Consider the following 11222-nt stretch of genomic DNA (forward strand, 5'->3'; position numbering starts at 1 on the left):
CTTCAGGTGGCCAAATTAACTATGCCACTACATTGATACCTTATTCATTAATAACATAGTAGGAAAACATAATGCTATTTAGTTGATGGTTAGGAGATTGAATCGCTTCTTTTAAGAACGCCAGACCATGAACGGCAGCAAGCCCTATACCACGGATGATGGGTCTATGCGTGAGTTTATATGTTAATATACCTTATATAGCCTATTTTTAACCTGAAACCCGAGAGCGTTCAAAATTCTGTGTCACGTTAAAACCATCATAGCGTTATTGTCAGTATCCCACCCAAACGGCCCATTCACTTTTAGAGATCTTCCGACATACTGATTATGTCACCTGAGGAGATCGCTATGCGTAAGATCCGATTCACTGAGCACCAGATCATCGCCGTCCTGAAATCAGTCGAAGCAGGTCAGTTTGGCAGGTGGTGATTGCGGTATCATCACCTGTAGTTCCTCCCGTTCAGACTTCCCGACATACGCCCAAGACTTGCCATGTGTACCTGTCACCTTATCAACAGATAAAATAGTTCAGTTGTAATATATATTCGCTATTTTGAAGTCCTAAAATTTACATTTCTCATTAATTATCATCCCGTCATATACAATTTTTCACTGCTCTCCGTTACGGATTGCGCCAATCTGTGTGCACTGTTGAAACTACAGGAGAGCGTAATGCGCCTTTCCCCAAAATTCTGCGTTTTGTCGCTGATTGTAGTTGGAACTTTCCAGACTCAAGCCGCCGAAAAGGGCGAGCTGGTTCTGGTTATGCGTCAGCTTGATCAGGTTCAAGCCGGTTTTGACCGCGCCCGTGTGGTAGCTAATCAGCATGCTCAGGATGCCCGCTTTTATTTCGATTATCTCAGTGCAAAACGTGATATCACCACCATGAAACAAGGTATTGAACGTTATCTGGCACCCTCTCGGGCGCAACCATCATTGCCTCTGTCTGTCACCGGCCAATACCGCGAGGAGAAGCGCTGATGCCGATGACCCGCGTCCAGCAGTCAGCCTGGCATGCTGGTACCGGCGGTGGGATGGAACCCTCGGCGCTTAATTTTCTGATTCTCGGGCTTTTTGGCGGCTCGTTATTCCTATTCGCCGCCTGGGTACTGGTCACGGCTTTTCGCGGTGTGTCCAACAAGTCAGTGCCGATGGACAAACTACCAGAGGCCGCCATCCGTCTGATTCTGTTACTGCTCCTGACTCTGTTCTTCTTTTTCCACTGATTTAAGGGTAAGTCAATGAAGTTAATTGTTTTTATACGTCAAAAGTTAACCTTGATAGTGGGAAGTGGCTGGTTCTATATCGGGAGTGCATTTGCTGAATTGCCAGCCATCGAACAGCCTTCATCGGGTGGGGGAACTGGTACTTATAATACCTTTAGAGGGTACCTGCGGGATGGACTGACGCTCGGTGCACTGGTTATCTGCGCCGTTGCTTTTATTGTCGTAGCCAATGCCGCAATCAGCTGCTTCCACCATGTGCGTCAGGGAAAAGCGACCTGGACTGAGTTTGGCACTTTTATCATTATCGGCGTGATCTTGCTGGTGGTTATCATCTGGCTCGTCACCCAAGCCAGCGGCATCCTCTAAGGAGGTGGTATGGCTGTGATTGAGTTTCTGCCCGACCGCCTGAATACGCCACCTGTTGTCTGGCGCGGATTCACTTCTGGTGAGTTTCTTCTGGCGGTTGGCTGTGGTTCCTTGCTCGGTATCCCTGTTTCTATTCCATTTATCCTCATCCCCGCACTTGGCTGGGTTGCTATCCCAATCAGCATGCTAATTATGCCTATTGTGGTGGTTTTTATCGGTGGCCGATGGGTCAGCCAATACAAACGTGGCAAGCCTGATAACTACCTCCGGCGACGTTTAGAACAAATACGAGCGCGGCTAGGATTTGCTCATAATCTGGTGATTGTCAGCCGGGCGTGGGAGCTACGGCGTTCACGTCAGTTTAAACGGGGAGTAACAAAATGAGCCGTTTTCGCAATGCCGTTAGCGCTCGGGACCATCATATTTTTTCGCTTCGACTATTTTGCGCCATGTTCTTTATTGGCATGCTCGTTGCCAGTATTGGCTGGATGCAGGCACCGCGCGACCTCACCATCCACAATCCGCCAGATCTACGCTCAGGCAGTAGCAAAAAATGGTGGGAAGTGCCGCCGTCTACGGTTTACAGCTTTGCGTTCTACATCTTCCAGCAATTGAATGCCTGGCCCAAAAATGGCGAGGTAGATTACCCAGCCAAAATAACCCAACTAAGCCCTTATCTAACACCCGCCTGTCAGGACTTCTTGAACAAAGATGCCCGCTTTCGCACCGATAACGGTGAACTCAAAGATCGGGTACGTGTGGTCTATGAAATCTCCAAACGGGGTTATAGCAGCAAGAGTGTGGATATCAAATCTGGTGATGAATGGGTAGCCAGATTGGATTTGGTGGCCGATGAGTATTACCACACTGAACCGGTCAAAAGAGCCTTGGTGCGCTATCCCATCAAGGTGATCCGCTGGGAAGGTGACCCGGAACGTAACCCATTCGGACTGGCGCTGGATTGCTATGACAGTGTGCCACAACGACTTGAGGCAATACCGTTACAGATACAGAAAAAGAAAGCGGGGATGTTCTAATGAGACTGAACACCTTGATAACTCTGGTATTGATGACGCTTTCTGCTGTAGCCAGTGCGGTTGAGCTGATGAAGTGGGAGCGGATCCCGCTGCAAATCCCTCTGAATATCGGTCAAGAACGTATTATTTTCGTGGATAAAAATGTGCGTGTGGGGGTTCCTCCGTCCTTGAACGGGAAGCTGCGAGTACAAAGCAGCGGCGGTGCTGTTTATCTTGATGCCCGCAAAGCCTTTCCAGTCACTAGATTGCAGTTACAGAACAAGGTCAATGGCGAAATTATTCTTCTCGATGTGAGTGCAGAACCGGGTAAATCAACTCGGGAACCAGTGCAACTGGTCTATGAGGGGGAAGTGTCCTCTGCTTCTGCCAGTGGCAAATCATCTTCTGCGCAGAGCAAAGCAAGATCCAAACGGCACAAACCGACAAAATTAAATGCTCCCATACCTGTGGTACTCACGCGTTATGCCGCTCAGAGTCTATATGGGCCGCTGCGCACGGTTGAAGCGGTGCCGGGTATTAGCAACGAGCGGCTCAATCTCCCTTTACGTATCACCACATTATATCCCTCAGTACCGGTTGTAGTCAGCCCTCTGGCGGGCTGGAACCTTAATGGTTACAGCGTTATTGCCCTACAGGTGTGCAACACGGCGGCGACCAAAGTCATGCTCGATCCGCGCGCGTTGCAGGGGACATTTATCGCTGCAACCTTTCAGCACCGCTGGCTGGGTAATGCAGGAACGCCAGAAGATACAACCGTGCTGTATCTGGTGGTGCATGGGCGTCCCGACGCAGCATTTATATCTGAAGCCATAATAGTTACGGACAAGGATCAGAAGCTACGGAGTACTCGACGATGAAAGTGAAATCCAACCTATTGGTCAAACTCATGGTGCCGCTGACCATTTTGGCGGCTGTGTTGATAGGCGTAAAATCCTGCTCGACCAGAAATGAACAAGCGGTAATTTTTGATAAAGCAGGTGGTGTGTTGGCTGAACTTACGCCAGAAGATCTCAAAGCCATGGGTATTGAAGGGGATACGCCACAGGATACGCTGCGTACCTTGGTTGGAAGTTTGAGAATGGTCACTAACCGCCAAAATCAACTGGATGCCAACAATAAGGCCTTGGCGGATGAGAATAAAAACCTGAAGCAGCTTACCCAGAATGCCGATGAACGCATCAATCAGGCCATTGCTAATTCTCAGGCTCATGCCGATAAAGCTCAGAGGCAATTAACAGGGCAGGTTCAGGAAATAACTCCACAAATCAGTGTGTTGATGCAAGCATTGAAAGATAAAGGCAATCACAGTGATATTCCCGTGGGGCTGGGTTTGAGTGATGGGGGATTCGAGAATGCTCCGCCCGTGTTGAATAATGATGGCTTACAGTGGATCGAGCCAAATGACGGCGTTGCTGTTGATGCTAATAGTAAGAGTAATAACAGTGCAGCCAACGGTTTCACCTTTGCCACCTCTTTTCTCGATGACAACCCGATCACTCGCCAGAAATCTGAGTTGGCGAATAAAACCCATAATGGGCAGAACCTGAATGGTAATAATGTGGCAGAGGAGCCAGTTGAGCCTGTGTATACCCTACCGGAGAACACCACCCTGATCGGCAGCCGAGCCATGACCGCGCTGCTGGGCCGTGTACCAATTGATGGCAAAGTGACAGACCCCTATCCCTTCAAAGTATTAATCGGAAAAGACAACCTAACGGCAAATGGCATCGATCTACCCGATGTTCAGGGCGCGATTATCGCAGGTAGCGCAACTGGCGACTGGACACTGTCTTGTGTTCGTGGTTCGGTGACCAGTATCACCTTTGTATTCACCGACGGCACGGTGCGTACTTTGCCACGTCCAGCGAGTAAATCTGAGAGTAATAGCAATCAGAACAACAGTATAGGTTGGTTATCTGATGAAAATGGTATTCCGTGTCTATCAGGAGAGCGTAAATCGAACGCTTCCAGCTACCTGCCAACACTCTTTGCCTTATCTGCCAGTAGTGCGGCCGGTGAAGCCCCCGCACAAAATCAGAATGCCGCTCAGACCAATGCCAATGGTGGCCTGACATCAACACTGACCGGTGATGCCGGAAAGGTGCTGATGGGGAAAGCAATCTCAGGCGGCATGCAGGAAATAGCGCAGTGGGTAAAGGCGCGTTATGGACAAACCTTTGATGCAATTTATGTTCCACCGGGCATTAAGGTGGCTGTCCACATCACCCGCCAGTTGACGATCGATTATGAAGAACAAGGTCGCAAGGTGAAATATGACTTCAGCCTAAGCCAGCCAGGAACCGGTATGGATTAACAGGAAGATATGATGACGAAAAAACACATGAAGTTGGTTTCTATCCTGTTGCTGTTGACTAGCTGCGTACTCACCGGCTGTTTTACCCGTAAAGATAAAATGTTGCCAGCAGGCAACAGCAGTATGCTGGATATTTGGCACCAGGGTGCATCAACAAATTATGCAACTCGTGAAGGGCGAACGACCTTACGGCGTAATCTTAACGATAGCGAACAAACCACGTCGAAGCAGGCGGCGGAAAGCTACAGTCGTACTCAGGAAAATGAGATACAGCAAACTTTCCCGCGCCTGCCGAATCCTGACATGGTGATGTACGTTTACCCTCATCTTGCTGATGGCAATACGCCGGTACCGGGCTATAGCACGGTGTTTCCGTTCTACAGCCAGATTCAGTATGCCCTGCCGGGTGAACGCATTGAGGATTTGTGATGTTTTCATTATTTCGCGCCAAAGTGGCTTCATCCCATGTTCATCTAACAGGTAACGGCCCTTTTGCTATTAAGGGGCATGAACCCTTTAACAGAGAGGGAAAGTTTACCGATAGTGATGAGGCGAAAACATACAGCACCGCCCCATCTATCATTGATTATATGCCGTGGGCTGAATATCTCGAGGAAGAGCGCTGTCTGCTACTTGATGATGGTTTATCGGTTGGTGCGGTGTTTGACGTCATTCCGGTGGGTACTGAAGGTCGGCCGGCTGAACGCCTTGAAGAGATCCGTGACGCTGTCGAGGATGCACTACAGGACAGTCTGCCGGAGCTGAATGATCACCAGTGGGTGGTACAGTTCTACTGTCAGGATGAAACTGATATAACGGCGTATATGGATAAGTTACGTGGTTACATAAAGCCCTGGGCGCAAGGAACGCCGTTTACACAGGCATGGCTGGCTGAAACAGAACGCCATATGAAAAGTATTTCGGCAGAAAATGGCTTGTTTGAAGACAGGATTGTCACCGGAGCAGTATGGCGTGGTCAGACACGCCGTACCCGCATGGTGATTTACCGTTATGTCGAAAAGCATGGGCGCGATCAGCCACCACCGACAGCGATATTAAATCAAGTTTGTGGCCGCCTTACCGCTGCGTTGGCCGCGGCTGGTATCCGGTGTGAGCGACAAAATGGCGAGCAAATTCATAGCTGGTTACTGCGCTGGTTTAATCCAAAACCAGAATGGATAGCGCCGGATGTCCTCTACGACACAGCCCGACACGACGATGATGCGCCCGATACTCTGCCGCTCTTAAATGACTTTAGTGAAACGCTGTGGTTTACCCGTCCGCGCAGTGATGCAGAGCGTGGCGTTTGGTGGTTTGATAACGTGGCACATAAGGCGGTACCGGTTGAACGTTTACGCCGCGCGCCCCAAACTGGCCATCTGACCGGTGAAGTTCGGCGTGGTGAAAATATTAATACTTTGATGGACCTGATGCCAGAAGGCACAATTATTGCCATGACGCTGATTGTGCAGCCACAAGATGTGCTGGAAGAGGAGTTTAGCCGCCTTGAACGTAACGCGATGGGGGACAATATTGACTCTATCCGTGCTCGTGAAGATACGCATACAGCACGGGAATATCTGGGTAAACGGCATAAATTGTACCGCGCCGCATTAACCTTTCTGATTAAGGCATCGAATCAGGATATTCTGGATAAATATTGCCTTAATATCAGCGCCAAACTGTTGAACGCCGGTTTACAACCAGTCAACCCAGAGCATGAAGTAGCACCGCTTAATGGCTACTTGCGGGCGTTGCCTATGTGTTTTAACCCCGGTGCCGACAAAAATCACTGGTACAGCAGATTAACCTTTGTGCAGCATTTTGCCTGTTTGCTGCCGGTGTTTGGCCGCGACACTGGCACCGGTCATCCGGGGTTCTCGTTTTTCAACCGTGGCGGTGCGCCGCTGACCTTTGATCCACTTAACAAAGATGATCGCACGCAGAATGCACACTTGCTGTTGTTCGGGCCAACTGGCTCGGGGAAATCTGCCACATTGTGCAGTTCACTGTCCCAATTGATGGCAGTTCACCAGCCGCGTCTGTTTCTACTGGAAGCCGGTAACTCCTTTGGCTTACTGGCTGACTATTGCCGCTCGTTGGGGCTGACCGTCAATAAAATCAGTGTCAAACCCGGTAAAGGAGTGTCTTTGGCTCCGTTTGCTGATGCACATCTGCTATTGCAGGTCTCTCGCGATGAATTGGTCACAGATGAAACAGTATTACCCGATATAGATACAGCCGATGATAATGATGAAAAACGCGATATTCTCGGTGAAATGGAGATTGCTGCTCGCCTGATGGTTACCGGCGGTGAAGCGGCCGAAGAAGCGCGTATGACGCGAGCTGATCGCGGCATGTTGCGCGAAGCTATTCTGGCTGCCGCTCGCACTTCCTTTGATGCAAGTCGGCAGATGTTGCCGGAAGACCTGATGCATGCATTGGAATACATTGCACGCGACAACAGTCAAGATGCGGCTGGCCGTGAACATAGAACGGCCAGCCGACGTGCGCGGGCGGAAGAAATGTCGCAAGCACTGCGGATGTTTACCGAAGGATTTGAAGGCGAGTTATTTAATCGCCCCGGAACGCCTTGGCCAGAGGCCGATGTCACCGTTATCGATCTCGGCACACTTGCCCGCGAGGGCTATGAAGCACAGATGGCGGTTGCCGTGATTGCTCTGGTAAATACTGTCAATAACATCGCGGAGCGCGATCAGTATCTTGAGCGTGAAATCACGATGGTGATTGATGAGGCTCATATTGTGACTACCAACCCGTTGCTATCGCCCTATATGACCAAGGTGGTAAAAATGTGGCGTAAGCTCGGGGCCTGGTTGTGGCTGGCGACGCAGAATCTGGCTGACTACCCGGATACGGCTGAGAAAATGCTGAATATGGCGGAGTGGTGGTTATGTTTGACGGTGCCAGCGGATGAGGTCGAACAGATTTCTCGGTTCAAAAAACTCACTGAGGAGCAAAAGGCCATGCTGCTGTCGGCCACAAAGCTCCCTGGATGTTATACCGAGGGCGTGGTGTTAGCCAAACGGTTAGATGCGTTGTTCCGGGTGGTACCACCCAGCCTCTATCTGGCGTTGGGTATGACGGAAAAAGAAGAAAAAGTGCAGCGCCGTCAGTTGATGAACCAGCACAATTGTAGTGAGCTGGCAGCGGCATTCCATGTGGCGCGAAAGCTGGATGAAGTGCGGGGGATTATGGCATAAGAGATGTCATCAGCAACTGGCGACTGATGCTCAAATCCTTTGTGCAGCTGCCGCCAGTTGAACAAGCGATAGCGCGTTAGAGTTATTGAAGAAGATCTGCCATAAATTTTCGCCACCACATATAGAGTTCTTTACTGACCTAAAAACCAGATGAACGCACCTTAATCCGGTAATCCGCTTCAGGAGTGTTCACTACAAGTTAATCTCCCCCGATAGCGGATAACTAAATTACATGGTTTACTAATTGATTAAATTTACTGTTAAGTTAGGCAGGTTTTTGAGCTGAGAGTATGAATATCATTGGACGTTCTTTTTCATCATCCAACGCTGGACAATCTGTAATTTGCTGTGCTGTTGGGCCCCATTCCTCTAAATGTGTAATAACGAAACCATGTTCAATTAAAAGGTTAATATAAGTTCCTAATGTCCTATGTTGCTTAATAACACCTTCAGCTAACCAGTTTGTTACCCGCTCACCTTCAACCTGATAACTATTTACTGGCCACGATTTTTGCCCATCATCTGCAATCAACCAACCGGGTTGCTCAGGTGCAGTGTAGATAGGGTGTTCCGCGGAAAAAATGAAACTTCCCCCCGGAAGCAAGGCGTTATAAATCGTAGTCAGCAACTCCGGAAGGGCTTTGATGTAATGTAATGCCAGAGAACTGTACGCCAAATGGTACATCTGTTGTGGTAGTTTGGTATTTTCCAAATCTTCTTGGCGATAAATAATCCCTTCGTCAGCCGTCATTTCTTTAGCACGATTTAACATTCTCTCGGAAACATCAAGTCCTAATACTTCAACTGCGCCTTGTAAACGCGCATATCGGCAAAACCAACCATAGCCACAACCTAAGTCTACAATTTTATGTCCAGACAGTGGCGGCAGGATTTTGCAAATAGCGGACCACTCCGGAGCGCCATCCAAACCATCTACTGAACGGCTAAGTTTAGCGTAGCCTGAAAAAAATTTTTGATTATCATAAATATTCTGAGCCATTTATATTCCTCTTTAAATGTCATCCCTATTGCTCGATAAAAAGCATCACCAGTTTATCATCAATATAATGATATTAAATAAGACAGGGCGATATCTAAATGTTGTTTTTACTTGAGATATCGCATCGTCGGCAAGCGTGAAAGTAATGTTGAGATTACTATAACAAATAGTTAAAGATATTTAATGTAAATACTAAATAAAATCGACATAGCTTATCTCCTGTTAATTATCAAAACAGAATAAATTCTGTACAGTTTGAGTTGGCAATTTATTGTTAATCGTACTTGATAGAAAGTTTTTGCTTGCTGTTTTCCAGAGATGTTAAATATTGTGTCTCCAGTTTTGACGATGAGGCGATGATATTGTAGTCCCTCCGGTTTTTAGTACCATTGCCATTGATAATTTCCGGCCAGTTTGATCCCTTCCCAATATCGATGCCAGGTTAAATCAGAGATTCCGCCCTTTTTGCAGACTTCGGATAAATTCCTCCGGCGTCTGGTTATTTAATGATGAATGTGGTCGTTGCTGGTTATATTCCTGCCGCCAGTTCTCGATCTTCTCCTGAGCATCTTCCAATGACAGGAACCAGTGTACATTCAGGCAATCATCACGCAGGCTACCGTTGAATGACTCGACCAGAGCATTATCTGTCGGTTTGCCGGGGCGTGAGAAGTCCATTGTCACCTTATTTTCGTATGCCCATCGGTCAACCGCTTTAGAGATAAATTCGCTGCCATTATCCGTTTGCAGCCGGTGGGGGATACGCCGGTGCCGTTGCTTCAGGCGCTCCATAACAGCCACCACATCATCCCCGCGCAACACGTTACCCACCTCGATCGCCAGGCATTCACGACTAAAATTATCCACTACAGTTAGGGCGCGTATCCGACGTCCGTTGAACAGATTATCAGCAACAAAATCCATGCTCCAGCACTGATCTAGTGCGGTCACTTGCGGACGTGTGTGTCTGTGCCTGGCTGTGACATGCCGGCGTGGGCGTTTTGCCCGCAGATTCAGCCCTTCCTGACAGTAAATTCGGTGGGTTTTCTTGTGGTTGACTAACCAACCCTCGCGGCGCAAAAGAATATGAATACGCGGGCAACCATAGCGGATCCGCGTCTGTGCAATTTCTCTTATCCGGTGAGTCAGGGCCCTGTCATCACGACAACTGCGATACTGGTATACCGTGCGACTCTGCATCATTAAACGGCAACTACGACGCAGGCCGATACGATATGCATCCAGCAGGTAAGTCACCGCTTCACGCTTCTGGATGGGCCTCAGAACTTTTTTCGAATGACATCCTGAAGCATTTCCTTATCCAGACTGAGGTCCGCCACCAGACGTTTGAGCCGTTGGTTTTCGTCCTCAAGCTGCCGCAAACGGCGCAGTTCCGTTACGCCCATCCCGCCAAATTTTTTCTTCCAGTTATAAAAAGTGGCTTCAGAAATACCCATCTTTCTGTACACTTCCTCCACCCGGGTGCCGGTTTCGGCCTGTTTAAGGGCAGATGCTATCTGTTCTTCGGTATAACGGCTCTTTTTCATGGTTGATATGCCTCTCAGTGAGATGAAAGAAAGACCGGATACTTCAGTTTAGACTGGCACTGTTTTCAGGGAGGAGATCAAGTTTTTGTCGTGCATAAATGACAGGTGGTTGATGATCAGCTCGCGTTTTTCAGGTGTCTTAAGAGCTTTTTTGCCACAATATCTTTAAGTATTTCGTGGTATAAGCTCAAAGAGGCATACATTTGTTTTAGTCGCCGGTTTCGTCTTCAAGTTCTTTCATGCGATTGATATTATAGGGATTTAATTACGCCGCATTTCGATTTCCAGTTGTAGTAGCTGGCTTCTGATACACCATTCTCGCTACAGACATCTTTCACATGCCAGCCACCTGCAACTTCTTTCAAGACCCTCAGGATCTAAACTTCAGTAAAGCATGCTTTCTTCATGATGAGCCTCCGTTGATTATATTTTAACTAGAGAATTCTAATGTCTGGCATGCTTAAATATTGGGGGGAATACATGGTGACGGCGATCATTTAACGTGACA

The 11222-nt window shown here is 48.4% G+C and carries 11 protein-coding genes and 1 pseudogene; 9 read left to right on the forward strand and 3 right to left on the reverse strand.

Annotated elements, in window-relative coordinates; genetic code table 11:
* Positions 1-672 precede the first annotated feature (672 nt).
* From Q2T71_RS22870 to Q2T71_RS22910, 9 genes are read left to right on the forward strand one after another with little or no spacing between them, the layout of a single operon-like run.
* The gene (locus tag Q2T71_RS22870; protein ID WP_372560706.1) at positions 673-981 is read left to right on the forward strand and encodes an RAQPRD family integrative conjugative element protein; all 309 of its coding nucleotides are present in this window, start codon (positions 673-675) and stop codon (positions 979-981) included.
* Entirely contained in the window at positions 981-1226 is a 246-nt protein-coding gene (locus Q2T71_RS22875; protein WP_372560707.1) for a TIGR03758 family integrating conjugative element protein, read from the forward strand. The genes Q2T71_RS22870 and Q2T71_RS22875 overlap by 1 nt, the downstream gene beginning before the upstream one ends.
* A 15-nt stretch (positions 1227-1241) precedes the next feature.
* Positions 1242-1592 (forward strand): TIGR03745 family integrating conjugative element membrane protein, encoded by a 351-nt coding sequence (locus tag Q2T71_RS22880; protein WP_151432203.1) that lies wholly within the window; start codon positions 1242-1244, stop codon positions 1590-1592.
* Positions 1593-1601: 9 nt separating this feature from the next.
* Complete coding sequence (locus Q2T71_RS22885) at positions 1602-1976, forward strand: TIGR03750 family conjugal transfer protein (protein WP_372560708.1); 375 nt, start codon at positions 1602-1604, stop codon at positions 1974-1976.
* Positions 1973-2629: a PFL_4703 family integrating conjugative element protein gene (locus Q2T71_RS22890; protein WP_372560709.1), complete on the forward strand. Its 657-nt coding sequence runs from the start codon at positions 1973-1975 to the stop codon at positions 2627-2629. The genes Q2T71_RS22885 and Q2T71_RS22890 overlap by 4 nt, the downstream gene beginning before the upstream one ends.
* Positions 2629-3486, forward strand: a complete 858-nt coding sequence (locus Q2T71_RS22895) for a TIGR03749 family integrating conjugative element protein (protein ID WP_372560710.1) — start codon at positions 2629-2631, stop codon at positions 3484-3486. Before Q2T71_RS22890 ends, Q2T71_RS22895 begins: the two co-directional genes overlap by 1 nt.
* On the forward strand, positions 3483-4943 hold the full coding sequence (locus Q2T71_RS22900; protein WP_372560711.1) for a TIGR03752 family integrating conjugative element protein: 1461 nt from the start codon (positions 3483-3485) through the stop codon (positions 4941-4943). Before Q2T71_RS22895 ends, Q2T71_RS22900 begins: the two co-directional genes overlap by 4 nt.
* 12 nt (positions 4944-4955) lie before the next feature.
* Positions 4956-5372 carry a TIGR03751 family conjugal transfer lipoprotein gene (locus tag Q2T71_RS22905; protein WP_372560712.1) on the forward strand — a complete coding sequence of 139 codons (417 nt, stop codon included), beginning with the start codon at positions 4956-4958 and terminating at the stop codon, positions 5370-5372.
* A complete protein-coding gene (locus Q2T71_RS22910) occupies positions 5369-8167 on the forward strand; it encodes a conjugative transfer ATPase (RefSeq protein ID WP_372560713.1) in 2799 nt (932 codons plus the stop codon). Before Q2T71_RS22905 ends, Q2T71_RS22910 begins: the two co-directional genes overlap by 4 nt.
* 265 nt (positions 8168-8432) lie before the next feature.
* Here the strand turns inward: Q2T71_RS22910 and Q2T71_RS22915 are convergent, their stop codons facing one another.
* From Q2T71_RS22915 to Q2T71_RS22925, 3 genes and pseudogenes are all read right to left on the reverse strand, one after another.
* Positions 8433-9167 carry a class I SAM-dependent methyltransferase gene (locus tag Q2T71_RS22915; RefSeq protein WP_372560714.1) on the reverse strand — a complete coding sequence of 245 codons (735 nt, stop codon included), beginning with the start codon at positions 9165-9167 and terminating at the stop codon, positions 8433-8435.
* Between the two features lie 447 nt (positions 9168-9614).
* Positions 9615-10714 (reverse strand): IS3 family transposase gene (locus tag Q2T71_RS22920; protein WP_372560715.1). Its coding sequence is split into 2 segments (ribosomal slippage): positions 9615-10453 and positions 10453-10714, totalling 1101 coding nucleotides; the frame shifts between segments, so codons are not numbered across the junction.
* A gap of 114 nt (positions 10715-10828) precedes the next feature.
* Positions 10829-11091: pseudogene (locus Q2T71_RS22925) on the reverse strand (transposase); the annotation flags it as partial.
* Positions 11092-11222 lie beyond the last annotated feature (131 nt).

It is taken from the genome of Yersinia sp. 1652 StPb PI (assembly GCF_041538345.1).
Taxonomy (GTDB): Bacteria; Pseudomonadota; Gammaproteobacteria; order Enterobacterales; family Enterobacteriaceae; genus Yersinia; species Yersinia enterocolitica_E.